Genomic DNA, 20,609 nt, shown 5'->3' with positions numbered 1-20,609 from the left:
AGGTGATTGGAGAGTTTTTTTCATTCCTCTTTGTATTACACTATGACCAAGGATTTTTTTTTGTAGTGTTTGTTTGATGGTTTCGGCTGTCTTTCATATGTGCTTCAATGCCATCATAGGTTTTGTTCAACCCTGTTTTGAGGATGCATCCTACTGCTACTGCCTTTGGATCATGTCCTTTTTTCTTCCCTTTGTTTTTGGTTTTCCATGGTGATGGCATTTGTTTTACTGCTTTTATAACTGCTTTGGTAAATTCTGTGTCGAAGTTGCGGTTTACATGGTTAGCAACTTTTGGGTTTTATCCTTTTCTTGGCACATCCCATCTAATAGGAAAAAAATGAATGTTTTTTTCTTTAATTATTTATTTCGGGATGAAGCCTTAACCTTTTAAACTCTGCATTTTTAAGAAATATTTAATTATACATCAAATATTTATATGAATTTACATGAGTGATTAAAGTGGGAAAAATAGATGACATAAAACGTATAATTATACCTGTTGACAGCTCTGAGGTTTCAAAAATAGCTGTTAAGAGGGGGGCGTTGTTGGCTAAACTACTTGGTGTTTCAATAAAGGTTATATCAGTTAATGATACACATCAGTTTGTTTCCTCTGTTGTTATCGAGGAAAGATTAAAGAAAGAGGCTGAGGCTCTGCTAGATAGCTTTAAGAAAATTGGTGATGAGGTTGGTGTTAAAGTCGAGACAGAGATCATATCTGGTAAACCTGCTGAGGAGATTGTGAAGTTTGCTAAAGAAGATGATCTCATAATCATGCCGAATACAATAAAAAAAGGTATAGATCGTATCATCTCTGGCAGTGTTTCTGAGGAAGTTGTTCGTAAAGCCCCTTGTTCTGTTTTAGTGGTGAAATCAAAATAGTTACAAAAAAATTTGTTAATCTGAATCATAGAAACTGGATTGTTTTTTCTTGGTAAAAAAAATATAGTACTTCTAATTTACCCATCTTGTAACATTATGCAGAAGAGAGATTACTACGAGATTCTTGGTGTTGATAGAAATGCGACTAAGGAGGAGATTAAAAAAGCTTATAGAAGGCTTGCTTTGAAGTACCATCCTGATAAAAACCCTGATAAAAAAGCTGCTGAGGAAAAATTCAAGGAGATATCTGAGGCGTACGCTGTGCTTTATGATGATGAAAAAAGAAGGCTGTATGATCAGTATGGGCATGCAGGTATTGACCAGCAATACACATATGAGGATATATTTAGGGGAACAGATTTCAGTGATATCTTTAGGGGCATGGATTTTGATTTTGGGTTTAGTGATTTTGAGGATATCTTTGAGCGTTTCTTTGGTCATAGGATGGGTTTTGATAGGAGGGCACCTCGTTTTAGAAGAGGCGCTGACCTAAGGTATGATATTGAAATAAGCCTAGAAGATGCATATAATGGGGTTGAAACTGAGATCGAGGTGCCTAGGACTGAGAGGTGTGATGTGTGTTATGGTAGTGGTGCTAAACCTGGGACTTCGCCGAAAAGATGTCCTCAGTGTAATGGTACAGGGCAAATTAACAGGTCGCAGCGTACAGCATTTGGTATCTTCACTCAGATAACTACTTGTAATAGATGCGGTGGCAAAGGAACTTTTATCGAAGAGAAGTGCTACAATTGTAACGGACGAGGCATTGTCCAAAGAACAAGGGGTATAGAGCTTAGGATCCCAAGAGGGGTTGATGAAGGCTCACAGTTAAGACTAGCTGGAGAAGGGGAAGCTGGTCCTGAAGGTGGTAAAAATGGTGACCTCTATGTTTTTGTTCACATAAAAAAACATCCGATATTTACTAGGCGAGGCATGGATCTCTATATGACTAAGGAGATATATTTTACTGAGGCGGCACTTGGGACAAAGATAGATGTTGAGACTATTAACAAAGAAATAGAGAGGATAAGAATACCTGAGGGTACACAAAACGGGGATGTGTTTAAAATCAGGGGGCGTGGTATGCCTAGTTTACATGGTAGAGGCTACGGTGATCTGTACATTGAGATACGTGTTGTTACACCAACGAGATTAAGCAGAAAAGCAAGAGAGTTATTAGAGGAGTTAGACAGAGAACTCAAAAAACAATAAAAATAGAGAAAAAAATTTTTTTTGATTAAAAGTTTTTTTTTGTTTTTACTTGTGTTTACCTTTTTTGTCATCTTTTACTTTGTAGTCAGCATCTATAGTTTTATCGTCATCCTCTGGTTTACCTGACCATGACTCATCTTGTTTTCCGCTGCTTTGTTGTTGCTGGTATTGTTGTGCCGCCTGCTGGTATATGGTTGCTGATGCTTTCTGCAGAGCCTTTGTCAAAGCATCTGATTTTTCTTTGATCTTGTTTGTGTCATCACCGGTTAAAGCCTCTCTTAGCTCCTTGAGTGCGTTCTCTATGTTTTCTTTGTCTTCTTTTGAGAATTTGTCTTTTAACTCCTGCAGTGTTTTCTCTGTGCTATGTACGAGGCTGTCTGCGTTGTTTCTTATCTCTACTCGTTCTTTTCTTTTCCTGTCTTCCTCTTCGTGTTCCTTCGCCTCTTTTTTCATACGCTCTATTTCACTGTCTGAAAGCTTGGTTGAACCAGTAATACGTATTGATTGTTCTCTGCCTGTTCCAAGGTCCTTTGCTGAGACTTTTAAAATACCGTCAGCATCTATGTCGAATGTGACCTCAATTTGTGGTACACCTCTTGGTGCTGGGAGTATGCCATCTAGATGGAACCTACCGAGGCTTTTGTTGTCAGCTGCCATCGGTCTCTCCCCCTGTAAAACATGTATTTCTACGCTGGTTTGGTTATCAGCTGCGGTTGAGAATATCTTACTTTTCCGTGTTGGCACAGTAGTGTTTCTTTCTATTAGGGGTGTTGCTACACCACCTAGTGTTTCCACACTAAGTGTCAGTGGTGTCACATCCAAGAGAACTATGTCTTTGTCTATGTCACCTGAGAGTACACCTGCTTGTATCGCTGCACCAATCGCGACACACTCCATCGGATCAACCTCTCGTTTTGGTTTTTTACCAAAGATCTCCTCAACCTTTTTCATCACCAATGGTATGCGTGTTGTCCCACCCACTAAAACAACATGGTCGATGTCCTCTGGTTTCAATTTCGCATCCTGCAAAGCCTGTCTGCATGGTTTCTCTGATCTATCAACAATCGGTGTAATGATCTCCTCGAACTTAGCCCGTGTAAGCTTCATCTCAAGATGCTTCGGTTCACCATCCACCACGGTGATATATGGTAGGTTTATTTCTGTTTGCATCGTTGAAGAAAGCTCCATTTTTGCTTTTTCTGCAGCCTCTAACACCCGCTGTAAAGTCGCAGGGTCTTTTCTCAGATCTATCTTATGTTTTTTCTTAAACTCCTCAGCTATGTAATCCACCAGAGCTAGGTCCATGTCAGAGCCACCGAGCTGTGTGTCACCACTTGTAGATAAGACCTCAAAGACTCCTTCGCCTACCTCCATTATTGTTACATCAAGGGTTCCACCACCGAAATCATACACAACAATCTTATGATCCCCCTGTTTGTCAAGCCCGTAGGCGAGCGCAGCAGCAGTAGGTTCGTTAATGATACGCCTCACGTTGAAACCAGCTATCTTCCCAGCATCCTTGGTCGCTTGACGTTGATCATCATTAAAATACGCTGGGACGGTAATCACCGCATCATTGATCTTCTCCCCAAGGAAATCCTCAGCATCCTTCTTTATCTTCTGCAAGATAAAAGCAGATATCTGCTCCGGTGAATACTTTTTACCCCTGATCGTGATTTTTTCTCCGCTACCCATCTTCCTTTTAACACGCAAAACAGTTCCCTCAGGGTTTGTCACCGCCTGACGTTTCGCTGCTTCACCAACCAGCATTTCACCATCTTTAGTGAAAGCAACAACTGATGGGAAATACGGTTGACCTTCTGCGCTTTTAATGATCACAGGTTTTCCTGCTTCAATATACGCAACTTCTGAGTTCGTTGTTCCAAGATCTATTCCTACAATCTTCCCCATATTACTCTACCTCCTTTTTCGTGCTCTTCTTTTTTGCTACAACAACTTGTGAGGGTCTCAACAGCTTATCCCCACAATAGTAGCCTTTCTTTATCTCCTCGATTATTTCACCATCAACGCAGTCGTCTTTTTCAACTGTGGAAATAGCATGGTGAATGTTATGGTCAAATATTTTTCCTACACTATCTAAGGATTTCACCTGTTCATGTTCACAGAAGCTATCGAGGTTGTTTAGGATTAATTTCAAGCCATGTTTTGGGTCGTTATCCTCATATGCTTTTTTTAGTAGCTCATGTAAATCAATGATTTCTAAGAGATATTTTTTTCTAGTTTCTTCTTCTTTTATTGATATTTCTTTTTCCATTCTTTTTTGATAGTTTTGTAAATCTGCATAGGAACGTAGGAGTTTATCATTTTTTTCTTTTAATTCCTGTTCAAGTTGTTTAATTTTTTCTTCAAGTTTTTTTATTTTACTCTGCAGAGACTCCTGCATTTCCCTTTTTTTTCCACCGTTTTTCTTCTCAGGCATAGTTGTATGAAAATAAAAAAATAAAGGAGAGGTATGATAGATTTAGTACTCGTCCATACCGCCGCCGGGTGGCATTCCACCTGGCGCACCGCCACCACCAGGTCCACCTGGTGGCATACCACCACCGCCTTTTGCGGCTATTATATCGTCTATCCTCAGGATCATCGTGGCTGCCTCTGATGCAGCTTGGATCTCATGTAGGCTGACTTTCAGTGGCTCTATAACCTTGTTTTTAAGCATGTTTCCGACTTTTCCGTTGAGTACGTCCACACCAGCATGTTTGTTTCCTTTTTTGTGTTCTCGTCTTATTTCCAGCATCATATCAATTGGGTCTAGCCCTGCGTTTTCTGATAGTGTCTTTGGTACTACCTCTATTGCGTCTGCGAATGCCTCAATCGCCATCTGTTCGCGGCCACCTATTGTTGGTGCATAGTCTCTTAAACCCATCGCGATTGCTGTTGCAGCTGCACCACCACCAACTGTCATTTTACCGTCTTCTAAAGCAGCTTTTACAACTGATAATGCGTCGTGTAGCGCTCGCTCTAGCTCATCAACAACATGCTCTGTTCCACCACGTATCAGTATTGAGACTGCTTTCGGGTTTTTACAGTCTGTTATAAAAGTCATTTTGTCGTCACCAAATTTCTTTTCCTCAACGGTCCCTGCATGTCCAAGGTCTTTTGAGCTTAGGTCATCTAGGCTTGCTACGATTCTTGCACCTGTTGCTTTAGCCAGTTTTTCCATGTCACTCTTTTTCGCTCGTCTAACAGCGTAGATTCCTTCTTTCGCTAGGAAGTGTTGTGCTAGGTCGTCTATGCCTTTCTGGCATATAAGGACGTTTGCACCACTGTTTTTTACTTTATCTACCATCTTTTTAAGCATGGATTCTTCTTCATCTAAGAATGCTTGTAGCTGCGATGGGTCTCGTATCTCTATTTTTGCATCAACCTCTGTTTTCTTCACCTCAAGGGCTGCATCAACAAGGGCGATTTTCGCGTTCTTTACAAGCCTAGGCATTCCTTCATGTACACGTTCTTTGTCTAGGATAATACCCTTTATTATCCCTGTATCCTGTATTGTTCCACCCTGTTTCTTCTGGACTTGAATATTGTCAAGATCAACAACGGTTTTTCCATCTATCTTTTCTACAATGTTTGATACTGATTCAACGACAACATCAGCCAGCATCTCTTTTGCAGAGCTTGCGCCCTTGCTTGCCATAGAAGTTATTGCAATGTCTTTAAGCGTGTTTTTGTCACCTGGTTTTATCGGTATCGCTATTTTGTTTAATATCTCAACAGCTTTCTCGGTTGCCATCTGATATCCTCTGGTTATAACTGTTGGATGGATGTTTTGGTCCAATAGTTCACCAGCTGATTTTAATAGCTCACCGGTTAAAATTACGGCTGTTGTTGTTCCATCGCCGCATTCTTCATCTTGTGCTTTTGCAACCTCAACAATCATCTTTGCAGCAGGATGCTCAACATCGATCTCTTTTAGGATTGTAGCACCATCGTTTGTGATTACTACATCCCCCATTGAGTCAACGAGCATCTTGTCCATACCTTTTGGACCTAGTGTTGACTTCACTGCGTCTGATATTGCTCTTGCTGCCATTATGTTGTTTAGTTGCGCGCCTTTACCTTTCTCTCTTTTTGTTCCTTCTTTTAATATTATTATAGGTTGTTGACCACCCATCATAATTTTCTTTTGCCTCCTTATAATTTTTCTTTAAAAGCAAAAACGGTATACAAACACTTCTATATAAAACTTACTATGGCTGTCTCTGATGCGGCATAAAAAAAAATCATATCAACGATTTCTTTCTAAGCCAATCCAAATCACTAACATACAACTTCCTGATATCATCCAAACCGAATTTCATCATAGCAAGCCTCTCTAAACCGAGACCCCACGCTAAAACAGGGTTCTTAACACCAATAGGCTCAGTAACCTCTGGTCTAAATATGCCGCTACCACCAAGCTCCATCCACTTACCATTCCAGAAAACATCAACCTCCATACTAGGCTCAGTATAAGGGAAATAACCTGGGCGGAAACGAATCTTCTCAAAACCCATCCTGTTATAAAACTCCTTCAAAACACCAATCAGTTGCCTAAAATTCGTGTTCTCCTCATGAACAATACCCTCAATCTGATAAAACTCAGGTAGATGAGTTGTATCAATACTCTCCTTCCTGAAAACCTTACCAATGGAAAAAACCTTACAAGGTGGCTCAGGATGATTATACAAATACCTGATTGTGTTAACAGTTGTATGAGTTCTCAGTAAAACCCTTTCACTCTCAGCAGTAGAAAACTTATAACCCCAACCAGTGGAAGAAGTACCACCACCATCCTCATGTACCTTCGCGATCTTCTCAACCAACTCTTTTTCTTTTATCTTCAATCTAGAAGGGTTCTTACAATATAATGTGTCCTGCATCTCACGAGCAGGATGATCCTGAGGTATAAACAGCATGTCCATGTTCCAGAAACAAGACTCAACATAATCCCCCTCTATCTCCTCAAAACCCATCTGAATAAATATCTGCCTTATCTTTGATATCAAATCAACAAGCGGATGAGCCTTACCACCATATACTGCTGGCGCAAAAGCATGAATATCATATGGTCTTATTGTTTTGTTTCTCCATTCACCGCTCTTAATCACCGAGGATGTTATCTGAGAGATTTCATCTTCTATGCTAACACCCTTTTCTAAAATCTTTTTACCATAATTAGTCAACATTACAGTACTAGTAACAACCTCTTTTTCCCGGATTATGTTTTTTCTTGACAACAATGATTTGATCTTGTTTTTATCAACCTCGATGTTTGGGTTTTTGTCAAGTAACTCTAGTATTTTTTCTTCTTCGGTTTCTGTTTTAAGTGCTTTTTTCCCTTTTTCAGTTATCTCCAAAACCGTATCATCTTTCTCTTTTTTTATAATAGCCCAATCATTTCTTTTAAGCCAGCCTACCGCAACAGATTTCTCTTGTTCATCAAGAACCGCTGATAGGTCTTTTAGTGAGGCTCTACCATTTCTATCAGATATAAATTTTAGTGCACGTTTCTCAGGCAGGCCTTTTTCTAGGAAATGTTTTCCTTCTTTTCCAAGTGAATAAACTGTTTTAATATGCTGTTCTACTGTTACCAATTTCTTTGATTGTAGCCATGATGAAGCATTCATCACCTCTGCTTCTTGGTTGAAATCACCGTTTTTAAAAATTTCTTCAGGTTGAGCTTTGCCTTTAAATTTTTTTAATGTAAGTAGTACTTTTTTTTCGTTTTGTGAAAGCTCCTGAATAATCTTATCTAGATCCATTGGAAACCAGAAATAATTTAGTTATCTATTAACATATCGATTAAACATAAATCATCTTTTTATATGAAAAGTGTTATACGTCCTTTCATCAGGGCCCGTAGCTTAGACTGGATGGAGCAACCGGCTGATAACCGGTAGGTCGAGAGTTCAAATCTCTCCAGGCCCACTAATTTTTCTTATAGAATTTTTAGCAGTGGAAATAGAATTTGTAATCTAAGTCTGTTATTTCTACCATGTATTCGTGCCATTCGTTTGTCTTGTTTTGTATGAAAAGTTCTGCACCATCTCGTCCGATTGCTTCCATTAGTACTGTATCTTTTTTGAATTCCTCTAGTGCTTCCATGAGGTTTGTGGGTAATCTCTTGATTTTGTGTTTCTTGATTTCCTCATCTGTCATTTTGTAGATATTTCCTAGTACTGGTTCGTATGATATTTTTTTCTTTACTCCATCTAAACCAGCGTGTATAAGCGCCGCAAAAAACAGGTATGGGTTAGCTGCTGGGTCAGCGTTTCTTATTTCTATGTCAACATTCTTTTTTGCTGCTATCCTTATTAGACTACTCCTGTTATGTGGCGCCCAAGCTATGTAGATTGGTGCTTCAAAATGTGGTATTAAACGTTTATAAGAGTTCAATGTAGGGTTTGCCAAAGCAGCTATGGCACGTGAGTGCTCTAGTATCCCACCTATGAAGTATCGTGCTGTTTGGCTGAGACCCATTGGGTCGTTTTCATCAGCAAACATGTTTTTCCCTTTTTTGTAAAGAGCTATGTGTGCATGCATACCGTTTCCTGCTTCTTGTGAGAATGGTTTTGGCATGAATGTGATTTCTATGTTGAACATAGATGCTATGTCTCTTGCTAGATATTTGAAGTAGCAACAGAAATCTGCTGCTCTTATTGCATCCATGGCTTTTACTTCCACTTCATGTTGTGATTTACCTGTTTCATGATGATGGTATTTAACCTGGTAACCACATGCCATCAAGATATCTGCGAGTTTTTTACGGTAATTTTTTGCATTGTCAAGAGGCGGTGGTATAAAATAGCCTTCGTTCTCCTTAATTTGTGTGTATTTATCTGGGTGGTCGTTAAAAGCATAGAACTCCATTTCAGGTGATATCATAACTTTATCATAACCCTGTGTTTTTGCTGTTTCCAACGCTCTTTTAAGAATATGCCTAGGACCAGCGCGGTAGGGGTTCAGTTCTATATCATATAGATCAGCGCGGATAAGTGCTTCACCTTCTTCATGTGGTAGTAACATAAAAGTGTCCTGATCAGGTATAGCTAGCATATCTGATTTTTCTACTTTCCTGAAACCCACTGAGGAGCCGTCGAATCTAAGACCTTTTTTTATTATATCATCTTTTAGGAATCTATCTGCTGGTATATGTACGACCCTTAGCCCACCCATAAGGTCGGTGAAATGTAGTTGTATCCAGCGTACCTTTTTTGTTTCAACCTGTTTTTTTATCTGTTGTAGGTTCATACAGAGGGTAGGAATAACTATGTCTTATAAGATTTTTGGTAAAAACACGATAAAAATCAGTTGTCTGATAATATTTGATCAAACTGGTAGTCTTCCCATTTCTTTTTACCAAACAAAATTTTAAGCTCAACAGGTGTTATAATCGGTGTTTTATACTGCATATAATCATCTATAGCGATCCTGGGGCATGCTGTTGAAACAAAACAATCTATGTCTCTAAAACTCTGCAAAACTATTGGCGAGAAACTGTTCAACGCGATTATGTATGATTTTTTTTGTTTTGAATCTAAGAACTCTTTTATTTCATATGCTAGTTTGATTCTCTGTTGACCTTTTTTTGTTCCAACTAATATACCAAATGTTTTTGCGCTTTTTGAACGAGCCATAGCACCATATCTCTGTTTCAGGATAGTATCTTTTAAATCTTCTAGTTCTTGTGTTTTTACTGTGTTTGTGTATGGGTCAGCTGTGACAACTGTTTTTTTAGTTGCAAAAAGAAGACCAAGAGGATGGAAGTTGCCGCTTCCTATGAATAGAAAAGAGTCTACTTTGTCTGCGATTTTTGTACCAGCTGTAAAATTACACCCGAGGATTTGTCCTTTTCTATGTATTCTTTTGTCACCATCTGATACTATTGGTTCTAGGTTATGTTTTTTTAGTATATCACTTGTTTTTTCTATCATATGTAGGTGTTGCGCTGTTGTTACAACACCTATTTTTTTACCCTTCAAAAACGGTATAGCTTTTTCAACAACCTTTGTAACATCATGGGTTGAAAGTGCGTTTATAAAAATTATTGGGATAGAAAAATTATCCATGTTTGGTATGGGTGTGTGTCCTATGTGTATTATGCATTCTACACCAAGGTTTTTTAGTTCATCGTCTGCAACATCACATGCACCAAAACATGAACTCGCAGAAACAACCATGTTTGCATCTGTTTCCTTTTCTAGGTAGTCAACCATTTTTAGGGCATCCATCTTCAAGCCTTCAGGAAGCTGGATCGCCAATGTTTTATAACCATTTTTTTTAACCGTTTTCACAGCTGTTTCAAAATCGATATTGTAACCAGAAATTTTCATTACATTACCTCGCCTATGTTTGATACCAGTGTTTTGAAAAAGTTCATCCTGTAATTGTATGATTCATTTGATGTATCGATCTCAAAATGTTTTTCATCTGATGTAAATGGCTCAAAAGTCTTTTTTTGTTCAACGTATATTTCCCATCTCCCATCAGAAACAGATCTTTTTTTCAACCTTTGTTCTAAACGTTTTCTCACGACGTCATCCGTGCATACACAGTGGATAATCATTAACTTAGAATGGTTTTTTGCTGCTATTTGATGTGCCATTTCCCTGTATTTCTTTTTTTGGAATGTAGCATCCAAAACAACGTTTTCCCCTTTTTTCAAAAAATCTGATGCTTTTTCCATAACCTTCTCGTAAGTGTAACCAACTTTTTTCGGGTCATATAAACCAGTGTTTAGTTTGTCGTGGTGTCTCTCAAATTTATCTATACCAGCTAGTTCTTTTCTCACAACATCCGTGTTTATTTGATGAGCATGATAGTCCACAGCTATTTTTTGTGCTACCGTTGATTTACCAGTTCCAGTGAGCCCACATACTAGGAACAACAACGGTTTTGTTTTATGTAAATCCAGTGAGAAAAGCGATGCATAATATTGTGATAACTCAAAATATTTCTTTGCTGTTTCAATAATGGTATTCTTTTTTTTGCTGTCTATATCCTGGTCGTTTAGCTGGAAACTGTTTACTTTCCCACGTACATATGCTCGATAGGATTTGTAAAAATTCAATACATCAAATATACCATTGTCGTTGCTTTTTTCTACATATCTCTGTATTAGATAACTTGATAGATACGGGTGGTTTAGGTAGTCTAAGTCCATTGCTAGAAAAGCTATGTCAGATGCCACGTCGCAAAACCTGAATCTTTTGTTGAACTCTATGCAATCAAATATGTGGATTTTATCATTTGATACAACTATGTTTCCTGAGTGTAGATCACCATGGCAATCTTTTATACATCCTTCTTTCATCCTGTGGCCAAAAAGCTCTTTTTTCTTTTCAAAAAACTTTTTGTTTGCCTCTTTTATGTACCAATATGTGTTTTTTGGTATTGTTATGTCTATAAATGGTTTTGTTTGCTCAAAGTTTTCATCTATGTTTTGTTTAACTGTTTTTAGTTCACCGTATTTTGTAATTTCTTCTGTATTTTCTTGTGAGTTGTAGAAATCAACAAGTATTGTGCATATACGATCTATGGTTTCTTCGTTGATTTTACCTTGTTTCAGCAGATTTGTCATTATTTGTTCCTGTGGGAATTCTTTCATTTTTAGTGTGTATTCAACGATTTCTCCTTTTCCATTTAACTCTATTTTGTTGTTCATTTGTGTGATTGGTAAAACATCCAGATAGATGTCTGGGCATAGTCTTTTGTTTAATCTTTTTTCTTCTTCACAGAAAAACTTTCTTTTTTCTAGTGTTGAGAAATCAAGGAATCCAAAGTTAACAGGTTTTTTGATTTTGTATGCAAAACTTCCTGTTAGAGCAACGTATGATATATGTGTTTGTAGGATTTCAACTGATTTAACATTGTGTCCATAAAACTTAGGGTTTTTGAGGTGTTCGACTATCTTTGATTGTTCCATATAGAACAATGAAATCATGTTTTTATAAAAGCTTTGTCATTCTATTGAAACAATCCTATTAAAAACACGAATAAAACCTGTATTACAATTAAAGATAATGCTGATGGAACAAAAAATTTGTATATCCTTGTTGGGTCAGTTTTTAGGTAATCACTGCTTAGAACATTGCATAGATGAATCGGTGATATCAAGTATCCTACGAGTGAGCTTATGAATATTATACTTGTTAAACCAAGTATACTGAGCCCTGTTGCTTGGAAAAACGGTTGAACAAGGAAATATGATAAGGCGATTGCACCAAGGTTATAACCAGTTATGAAACCCAGCAGCAGGGGTATTAGGATTATCATTGCCAACGCTGGAGCTGAAAAACCACCTATGATACCTGCTATTATCTCGTTTGCTTTTGATACTTCGAACATCTGTCTGAATATCATAATACCAAAGATAGCCAATGCTAGTTTCCATGTGAGCGACTTTTTGAGTATCTGGAGATATTCTTTTACTTTGATTTTTGTGAGGAAATACAAAACTACTATACTAACTATTATGCCTATTAGAAAAGATGTTGTTTCAGGGAAATCAACTATTCTCAGAACCCCATAGAAAAACAATGGGGTAACCGGTGGTATCAGATATATCAAGCCATTGTATTCTCTTTTTTCCCCATTTTGTTTATCTGTTTTTCCTATGAATTTTTTCAGTAAAAACAGTCCAATGAGTATTGATGCTATAAAAGCTGGCATATTGATTAGCATTAGAGAATATATGTTTATGTCAGAGAATTTTGTGCTACAGATAAGTATCATTGCAGAAGAGATAGGATACACTGGGAACCATATGTGTCTGAACCACATGTTGAGCATATTTTTTTGGTTTTTATCCAGTTTATATTTATCTCCTTCTTCATCTAGCATAGGCGCAGAAAACAACGCGCCACCTGGGACTGGCATAAGACCATAGACTGCTGGTGTCACACCTAGTATGCCACCTTTTGAAAAAATTGTTCTAAGACTAGAAATAAGTTTTTTTATGCTACCTGTTTCCTGCATTGATTTCGCTAAAACATATATCAACGTCATCAGCAACGCAAGCTCAATGGTTTCTGTCACCAGTTGCTGTTTTTCAAATGAATAAATTGTCGCCTCAACCATCGCTTTTGGTATATCAACTGGTTGTATTGTTTGCAGAGAAAAAACACCTAATATCAAGGATCCTATTATTAGTGATGCACCAAAGTTAAACTGTTTCCTTATAAGAAAAATTATGACTATAAAAGCGATGATTACACCTAGCATTATAGCGAGTTCACTTAGCAGCATATTATTTGCATCCAGAAAACCTTGTTCTATTTAACTAGTTAACTCTTTAGCGCATCTCTCAGCGTCTTCAATTGTTTTCTCGTAATCAATAGTCAAAAACTCTTTGTCTAGCATTAATGGTTTACCATTCACTATGGTTGTAGAAACATCATTTCCCCGCATAGCATAAACTAGGTGTGACACAAGATCATGTTTTGGTGTGAGATGTGGTTTGTTTAAATCAATAATTATTATATCAGCTTTTTTTCCTACCTCAATTGAACCAATATTTTTTTCCATCTTCAAGCATCTTGCTCCACCAATTGTAGCGAAATCAAAAACAGTTTGCGCAGGCAACACACCAGGGTCCCATCTATGCTGTTTATGCATAAGAGCACAGAACTTCATCGTGTCAAACATATCTAATACATTATTGCTTGCTGCACCATCTGTACCAAGACCCACAACTACATCAGATTGAATCAGCTCAGGTATAGGGGCGAAACCACCAGTTGCTATCTTCATGTTGCTAACCGGGCAGTGTGAAACCTTTGAGCCACCGTTTTTTATATCAATTATCTCGTTTTTTGTTATCCAGCCACAATGCGCTAGCACCATGTTTTCGCATAACAAGCCATGTTTTTTTAGTTGCTCAACAGGTCTAACACCATATTTTTTTTGCAGATCATATACCTCTTCTCTTGTTTCAGCACAGTGGGTATGAATCAAGACATCATATTTATCTGATAAATCCCTTATTTTCTCTAGGTTTTCTGGTCCACACGTGTATGTTGCATGTGGTGCTATAACAGGTTTTATAAGATCGTTGTTCCTCCATCTTTTTATGAATTTTTCACACTCAGGGAAAAACTGATCCGAGGAAAACTCTGGTGTACCAAGATCCAGCATTGGGAAACCTAGGAAGCCTCTCAGACCAGTTTCCTCAGTTGTTTTTCCTATGGTGTCCTCAAAAAAATACATGTCTAGATAAGTGGTTGTACCAGAGCTTATCATCTCCAACAAACCTAGTCGTGTTCCTATCTCTATGGATCTAGGGTTTAGTTTAGCCTCAATAGGCCATATCCTCTCCTTAAGCCATCTGCTTAGTATCATGTCGTCTCCGTAGCCGCGTAAGAGTGTCATTGGTATGTGTGTATGCGTGTTTATAAGACCTGGTAAAACAAGTTTGTTTCTACCATCTATTTTGTAATCAGCTTCTACATTAATGTTTTTTTTAGAAATCTGGGTGATTTCTTTATCTTCTATATAGAGGTCACCCATGATCTTTTGTTTTTTTTTGTTTTGGGTGATTATAGAAGTGTTTTTTATGAGAATACTCATGTGATCCTCAGTCTTCTAGGTCTGTTCCTTCTGCCCAAAGTTGATTAAATTCATCGTTTAGTTTTTCGACTATCTCTTTTTCAACAGTCCAAATGCCTATCTCGTCTTTTTTCACTGGGCCTGCGAGAATAAGTGCTCTGTCGTTTCCTATTATGAAGTTGCCTTTTAGATCAGGGTTTGATTTAACATTTAAACCAGCGAGCATCTTTTTGTCTTTGTATTTATTAACAATAACTTTGGAGTCTTTTGGTATTTCTATATCGCCTAGGTATTCTGCCATGATTTTTGGGTTTGTTATCTCTGATATGTGCCAGCTTTTTGTTGGTTTAGATGCTGGTTGTGACCTTGTTGTTTTTTTTGTTCCTATCTCTATTGCTATTCCTAGAAATACTACCCCTATCACAAAACCTATTATCAACGAAACTACATCCATAACTCATTCCATCCTAAATGGTATATTTACTATCATAGATATATATGTTTGGTAAATATAAAAAGTGGTGGTGTTACAACAAGATTTATCTTAGGTATCTGTATATTGGGGGCAGGAAAAAAAACGTAGTAGGTTTCGCATCTTATGGATAAAAACAGTGTTATCAGCAGGATAAATGATTTGAGAAAAAAGAAAAAAGCTGTTATTCTCGCTCATAACTACCAGATACCAGAAGTCCAAGATATAGCTGATTTTGTTGGTGACTCACTGGATTTGTCTCTTAAGGCAACTAAGACTGATGCGAAAAACATTGTTTTCTGTGGTGTTGATTTCATGGCAGAGTCAGCGAAGATCCTCAACCCCGAGAAAAAAGTTGTTCTCCCTGTTAAAGATGCTACTTGCCCTATGGCTGCTATGGTTGATGCAGAGGCTCTCAGATGTTTGATTAAAGATCATCCTGATGCTGAGGTTGTGGCGTACATTAACACCACTGCTGAGGTTAAGGCATTGGCTGATATTTGTTGTACTTCTGCGAATGGTGTAAAAATTGTGAAAAGTATTTCTTCTAAAAAAGTTATTTTTGTACCTGATATAAACCTTGGTTCTTATATCCAGCGTTTCGTTCCAGAGAAAAAGATGATACTATGGCCTGGTATCTGCCGTACTCATCATAACATAACTAAAGAGGATATCCTAGGTTTGAAAAAGAAGCATCCTGGTGCTGAGGTTCTTGTTCACCCTGAGTGTAGATTGGAGGTTATAGACATTGCTGACAAGGCGCTTTCAACAAATGGTATGGTTAATCATGTTAGGGAATCCAGGGTAAAAGAGTTTATTATTGGTACTGAAAAAGGTCTTTGTTATAGGTTGAAAAAAGAGAACCCTGGTAAAGAGTTTTATCCAGTTGAGTCAGCTGTTTGTCCTAATATGAAGAAGATTGATTTAGAAAAAATCTTAAATAGTCTTATAACCTTAGAACCAGAGGTTAAACTACCATCTGATATTATGGAGGAGGCTAAATTGCCTCTTCAGCGTATGATGGATGCTGGGCGGGGTGACTAAAAAATGAAAAGAATATATATGGACTATGCATCAACTACTCCTGTTGACGATGAGGTTTTAAAAGAGATGATGCCTTTTTTCCAAAAAAACTATGGGAACCCGGCTAGCATACATTTCTTTGGCAGAGAAGCTGATAAGGCTGTTGAAAACGCTAGAAACCAGGTTTCAGATTTAATAGGTTGTAGCCCTGAGGAAATCATTTTTACTTCTGGTGGCACTGAGTCTGATAACCTTGCGATAAAAGGTGTTGCTTATCTAAATAAGAATAAACGTGGTGGAAAAGGCTACAATATAATAACCTGTTGTATAGAGCATCCTGCTGTTCTTGAAACCTGTAAACATCTAGAGAAACAGGGTTTTAATGTAAAGTTTTTACCAGTTGATAAATACGGTTTTATAAACCCAAAAGAGTTGGAAGAATCTATTTCTGAGGATACTTTTCTTGTTACGATAATGTTTGCTAACAACGAGATAGGTACTATAGAGCCTATTGAGGAGATCGGTAAAATAACAAAAAAACATGGTGTTTTGTTGCATACAGATGCTGTTCAAGCAGTGGGTAAGGTTCCAATTGATGTAAACAGGTTAAATATTGATTTGTTGTCAATTTCATCTCATAAGATTTATGGCCCAAAAGGAGTTGGTGCTCTTTATGTTAGGAAAGGGGTTAAACTGGAGCCGCTAGCTCATGGTGGTGGACATGAAAAGGGTTTTAGGAGCAGTACGTTGAATACCCCTGGTATTGTTGGTCTTGGTAAAGCATGTGAGCTTGGCAAGGAACGTTTTGACAAAGACACAGAACATATGAAAAAACTTAGGGATACTTTGATTAAGAATGTTTTGGAAATCGAGGAGAGTTTTCTTAATGGTCATCCTGAAAAACGTTTGGTTAACAATGCTCATTTCCGTTTCTTTGCTATTGAGGGTGAGTCGTTGAATCTCATGCTTGATGACAAAGGTGTTGCTGCTGCTACTGGTTCTGCTTGTTCCTCAAAGAAGCTACAGCCATCACATGTACTCCTAGGGTTAGGGCTTAAACCTGAGGAGGCACATGGTTCTATTAGATTATCACTTGGTAGATCTAGCACAAAAGAAGAGGTCGAGTATGTTTGCAAGGTTTTACCAGAGATTGTTCAAAAACTTAGGAATATGTCCCCGCTTTGGAACAGGTAGGTTGTTTTTTAGATGAACGATATGTATACTGAGAAGGTGATGGATCATTTCCGTAACCCCCGTAACATGGGTGAGATCAAGAACCCTGATGGTTATGGTAAAGTAGGCAACCCTGTTTGTGGGGATGTTATGGCTATTTACATAAAGGTTAAGGATGAAAAGATTGTTGATATAAAATTTAAAACATTTGGATGCGTACCGCATAACGAAGAAGTTATGTTAAAAGATGGTTCTTGGAAAAAAGTTTCAGAACAACCTGTAGATTTAATTAATAGCTTTGGAAATCGAGTTGACATTAAAAAGAGATATTCAAGGGAATATGATGGCAAATTACTAAATATTGTACCTTTTGTATCACCATATAATTCATTTATGCTTACTCCAAATCATCCTGTACTTGCTATAAAAAGGCAATGGATGAAAAAATCACAAATATCAAATTCTAAATGCAATTGGCTTAGATTAAATAAAAAGGAACTATCAACTACTGATCCTTACTATGTTGATGCACATAATCTTTCCGCAGGAGACTATTTGGTGTTTATTCCATTAAATTCTACAGAAGACAATCCTGTTCTATCAGAAGATTATCTTAAACTTCTTGGTTATTATTTATCTGAAGGATATTTTACAGCGAAAGGGAGTGTCGTTGCTTTTGCATTTAATAAAAATGAGAAAGAAAATATCAATGAGCTCAAAACTCTTATTTTGAAGGTTACTGGAAAAAATGTAAAGATGAGGATAAGAAAAAGTGTCGCAGAGGTTTATGTTTGTTCAAGAAAACTTGTGAGATCACTGAAAGAACATGGTGGTAGTTTAGCAAAAAACAAAAGAATGTCTGAGGAAGTTATGAAGCTTCCACCAAAAAAACAATGGAATATATTTTTGAGTTATTTCAAGGGGGATGGTAACAAGTACAAAAGAAGAGCCGGAGATTCAGAAACTTACAGAATTGATACAACATCAAAAACGCTTGCGATTCAAATGCAGCAGATTTTAGCAAGAAATGGGATATTTGCATCAATTAGTAAGATTAAAAGAAAAACACATAAACTGGAAGGGCAGATAATCAGAGGAGTTGATCAATATCATCTGTCATTTAAAATTAATAAAAACAATAGTTTTGTTAAAAGGAAAGATAAGTATTTTTTAGTTCCAATACGGAAGATAGAAGAAATAAGATATAAAGGGCAGGTCTATAATTTTGAAGTTGCTTCTAATGATCATTCTTATCTTGTAAGGGGCTTTGCGGTTCATAACTGCACGGCCGCAATTGCCACAAGTAGTGTTCTAACAGAGATGGTCAAAGGCAAAACCATTGATGAAGCACTTAAGATAACCCGTGATGATGTAGCAAATGAGCTTGGTGGGTTACCAGCGGTTAAGATGCATTGTTCAAACCTGGCGGCTGATGCTTTACGTGAAGCGATAAAAGACTATAGAAGTAAACAAAAAAAATGATGGTTATGAGCACATATATCTATATCGATGGTTGGAAATCTAACCTGCGTTTTTCATCTGCGCATATAATACCTGAGTACGAAAAATGTGGGCGATTACATGGTCATACTTATGCTGTTCACGCGAAAGTAAATGGTAAATGTGATAAGAATGGTATAATAATGGATTTTTCTTTACTGAAGGATATTCTTAAACAGATTACTGATGAGCTTGATCATAAGGTTTTGATTCCTGAGAAAAACACTAATGTGAAAATCGAGAAAGATAATAGTTCTGTTAGGATATCTTTTCTTGGTAAAAAATATGTTTTTCCTTTGGTTGATTGTGTTTTTCTACCTGTTGGTTCGACGACGGCTGAGAATCTCGCAGGTTATGTTTTAGATAAACTGCAGAAAAATATTGATATACCAAAAAATATTGAAAGTATTGAAATTGGTGTTGATGAAGGATTTGGGCAGGGTGCTCGTTTAGTTAAATTATTTAAATAGAATGGGGGTGTTTGTTATGGTTAAAAAAGCGGTTTGTTTGATATCCGGTGGTATTGATTCTTGTGTGACTGCTTTTCTGGCTAAGAAAAGTGGTTACGATGTTTATTGTTTGTCTTTTAACTATGGGCAGCGTCATGAAAAGGAGATTAGGCATGCTGAGATGATTGCTTCTGCTGTTGAGGCGAAGAAGCATGTTGTTTTTGATGTTGATCTAAGTAAGTTTGGTGGTTCTTCTTTGATGGATACTTCTTTGGATGTTCCGAAAAACCAGGATTTGAAGGATATAGGTAAGGATATTCCTTCTACTTATGTTCCTGGTAGGAACACTGTTTTTTTGTCGGTTGGTTTGTCTTATGCTGAGGCTATTGGTGCTGATGCTTTGTTTATTGGTGCTACTGCGATGGATTATTGTTTACCAGGTTCAACCAAGATATTTACTGAGGATGGAATCAAAGATTTAAAAGATATTGCAAAAGGCGATAAGGTATTATCAGTAGGTATTGATGGACTCAGTTGGCAGCCTGTTGTTGGTATATATAAGCAAAAGATGAGAGATAAGTTATTAGAAATAAATGCAAATGGAATTAAAATAAGATGTACTCCTGAACATCATATGTTAAAGTATGTAATTTCTAAACATAAACCAAGTATTAAATTTGATTGCATAAAAATTGTTGAAGCTAATGAATTAAAAGTGGGTGACTATCTCCCAGTTGCATGTTCTGCAATAAATGTAAAAAATAAAAATAATAGGTTTAATCCAGCTTATTTAAGATTAATCAGTTGGTATGTAACAGAGGGTTGCTTGCATGGAATAAACGGGATTGCAATTTATCAGTCACCTGAAAAAAATAAAAAATATTTTGAAGAAATTATTCAGACCACTAAAAAATTACACTATAAACCAAATATTTCTAGTAATGAAATCACAATTTTTAATAAAAAATTACGTAAAGAATGTGAAAAATTGGGAAAAAAAGCAAATGAAAAACATTTACCTGCACATTTTTTAAGTTTACCAAATTCAGCATTAAAAATAATTTTTGAGACATTAGTTAAAGGTGATGGCAATATAAATGAAAGGAATTTTTGGACATCTTCGAATGAATTATTACAACAATTCTGGTATATTGCAAATCGTCTTGGATATCGATGTACATTTTTATGGGGAAAAAGCGAAGGGCAAATTAAAGGAGTTCATTATGGTAGTGGAAGAACGAAATTTTTAGGTACTAGTTTTGTTCGCATTCAAAAAATAAAAGAGATTGAAAATAAAGAAGAGCTATATGATTTAACAGTAGAAAAAAATCACACTCTTCTAGCAG

At 37.0% G+C, this 20,609-nt stretch carries 17 protein-coding genes, 1 tRNA gene and 3 pseudogenes; 10 read left to right on the top strand and 11 right to left on the bottom strand.

Features of this window, described 5'->3' with window-relative positions; translation table 11 throughout:
• Positions 1–40 precede the first annotated feature (40 nt).
• Complete coding sequence (locus tag QHH19_00675; GenBank protein MDH7516855.1) at positions 41–220, bottom strand: hypothetical protein; 180 nt, start codon at positions 218–220, stop codon at positions 41–43.
• A 239-nt stretch (positions 221–459) separates the two neighbouring features.
• On the opposite strand from QHH19_00675, the gene QHH19_00670 reads away from it, so the two are divergent.
• Positions 460–882, top strand: coding sequence for a universal stress protein (locus QHH19_00670; protein ID MDH7516854.1), 423 nt, complete (start codon positions 460–462; stop codon positions 880–882).
• 96 nt (positions 883–978) lie between these two features.
• A complete protein-coding gene (gene dnaJ, locus QHH19_00665; GenBank protein MDH7516853.1) occupies positions 979–2,094 on the top strand; it encodes a molecular chaperone DnaJ in 1,116 nt (371 codons plus the stop codon).
• Positions 2,095–2,139: 45 nt separating this feature from the next.
• On the opposite strand, the gene dnaK is transcribed toward dnaJ, so the two are convergent.
• The 4 genes from dnaK to QHH19_00645 form a co-directional block, all read right to left on the bottom strand.
• Complete coding sequence (gene dnaK / locus QHH19_00660) at positions 2,140–4,005, bottom strand: molecular chaperone DnaK (GenBank protein ID MDH7516852.1); 1,866 nt, start codon at positions 4,003–4,005, stop codon at positions 2,140–2,142.
• A 1-nt stretch (position 4,006) separates the two neighbouring features.
• Entirely contained in the window at positions 4,007–4,534 is a 528-nt protein-coding gene (locus tag QHH19_00655; protein ID MDH7516851.1) for a nucleotide exchange factor GrpE, read from the bottom strand.
• 42 nt (positions 4,535–4,576) lie between these two features.
• Positions 4,577–6,235, bottom strand: coding sequence for a thermosome subunit beta (thsB, locus tag QHH19_00650; protein MDH7516850.1), 1,659 nt, complete (start codon positions 6,233–6,235; stop codon positions 4,577–4,579).
• Between the two features lie 106 nt (positions 6,236–6,341).
• The gene (locus tag QHH19_00645) at positions 6,342–7,862 is read right to left on the bottom strand and encodes a phenylalanine--tRNA ligase subunit alpha (GenBank protein ID MDH7516849.1); all 1,521 of its coding nucleotides are present in this window, start codon (positions 7,860–7,862) and stop codon (positions 6,342–6,344) included.
• A 91-nt stretch (positions 7,863–7,953) separates the two neighbouring features.
• On the opposite strand from QHH19_00645, the gene QHH19_00640 reads away from it, so the two are divergent.
• Positions 7,954–8,028: transfer RNA gene (locus QHH19_00640), tRNA-Ile, on the top strand.
• Positions 8,029–8,049: 21 nt separating this feature from the next.
• Here QHH19_00640 and QHH19_00635 read toward each other — a convergent pair.
• The 6 genes from QHH19_00635 to QHH19_00610 are packed head-to-tail and all read right to left on the bottom strand — an operon-like array spanning position 8,050 to position 15,100.
• Positions 8,050–9,351: a glutamine synthetase family protein gene (locus QHH19_00635; GenBank protein ID MDH7516848.1), complete on the bottom strand. Its 1,302-nt coding sequence runs from the start codon at positions 9,349–9,351 to the stop codon at positions 8,050–8,052.
• A 56-nt stretch (positions 9,352–9,407) separates the two neighbouring features.
• Positions 9,408–10,433: a diphthamide biosynthesis enzyme Dph2 gene (dph2, locus tag QHH19_00630; protein ID MDH7516847.1), complete on the bottom strand. Its 1,026-nt coding sequence runs from the start codon at positions 10,431–10,433 to the stop codon at positions 9,408–9,410.
• Positions 10,433–12,025 carry an AAA family ATPase gene (locus QHH19_00625; GenBank protein MDH7516846.1) on the bottom strand — a complete coding sequence of 531 codons (1,593 nt, stop codon included), beginning with the start codon at positions 12,023–12,025 and terminating at the stop codon, positions 10,433–10,435. The genes dph2 and QHH19_00625 overlap by 1 nt, the downstream gene beginning before the upstream one ends.
• Before the next feature lie 41 nt (positions 12,026–12,066).
• Complete coding sequence (locus QHH19_00620; protein ID MDH7516845.1) at positions 12,067–13,347, bottom strand: DUF401 family protein; 1,281 nt, start codon at positions 13,345–13,347, stop codon at positions 12,067–12,069.
• A gap of 30 nt (positions 13,348–13,377) precedes the next feature.
• Entirely contained in the window at positions 13,378–14,667 is a 1,290-nt protein-coding gene (locus QHH19_00615; GenBank protein ID MDH7516844.1) for an amidohydrolase, read from the bottom strand.
• Between the two features lie 7 nt (positions 14,668–14,674).
• Positions 14,675–15,100: a hypothetical protein gene (locus tag QHH19_00610; GenBank protein MDH7516843.1), complete on the bottom strand. Its 426-nt coding sequence runs from the start codon at positions 15,098–15,100 to the stop codon at positions 14,675–14,677.
• A 144-nt stretch (positions 15,101–15,244) separates the two neighbouring features.
• Here QHH19_00610 and nadA point away from each other — a divergent pair, with 144 nt between their 5' ends.
• The 7 genes and pseudogenes from nadA to QHH19_00575 all read left to right on the top strand — a co-directional run bounded on the left by nadA (position 15,245) and on the right by QHH19_00575 (position 20,596).
• On the top strand, positions 15,245–16,162 hold the full coding sequence (gene nadA / locus QHH19_00605; GenBank protein MDH7516842.1) for a quinolinate synthase NadA: 918 nt from the start codon (positions 15,245–15,247) through the stop codon (positions 16,160–16,162).
• A gap of 3 nt (positions 16,163–16,165) precedes the next feature.
• Positions 16,166–17,335: a cysteine desulfurase NifS gene (gene nifS / locus QHH19_00600; protein ID MDH7516841.1), complete on the top strand. Its 1,170-nt coding sequence runs from the start codon at positions 16,166–16,168 to the stop codon at positions 17,333–17,335.
• A gap of 21 nt (positions 17,336–17,356) precedes the next feature.
• Positions 17,357–17,530: pseudogene (locus tag QHH19_00595) on the top strand (iron-sulfur cluster assembly scaffold protein).
• 654 nt (positions 17,531–18,184) lie between these two features.
• A pseudogene (locus QHH19_00590) lies at positions 18,185–18,379 on the top strand (LAGLIDADG family homing endonuclease).
• Positions 18,359–18,796 carry an iron-sulfur cluster assembly scaffold protein gene (locus QHH19_00585; GenBank protein MDH7516840.1) on the top strand — a complete coding sequence of 146 codons (438 nt, stop codon included), beginning with the start codon at positions 18,359–18,361 and terminating at the stop codon, positions 18,794–18,796. The pseudogene QHH19_00590 and the gene QHH19_00585 overlap by 21 nt, the downstream one beginning before the upstream one ends.
• Before the next feature lie 5 nt (positions 18,797–18,801).
• Positions 18,802–19,284 (top strand): 6-carboxytetrahydropterin synthase, encoded by a 483-nt coding sequence (locus QHH19_00580; GenBank protein MDH7516839.1) that lies wholly within the window; start codon positions 18,802–18,804, stop codon positions 19,282–19,284.
• A gap of 16 nt (positions 19,285–19,300) precedes the next feature.
• Positions 19,301–20,596: pseudogene (locus QHH19_00575) on the top strand (7-cyano-7-deazaguanine synthase).
• Positions 20,597–20,609 lie beyond the last annotated feature (13 nt).

The sequence above is a fragment of the Candidatus Thermoplasmatota archaeon genome, assembly GCA_029907305.1.
GTDB lineage: Archaea > Thermoplasmatota > E2 > DHVEG-1 > DHVEG-1 > JARYMC01.
Note: the sequence above shows the minus strand (reverse complement) of the source record. Positions and strands in the feature narration are given on the sequence as shown.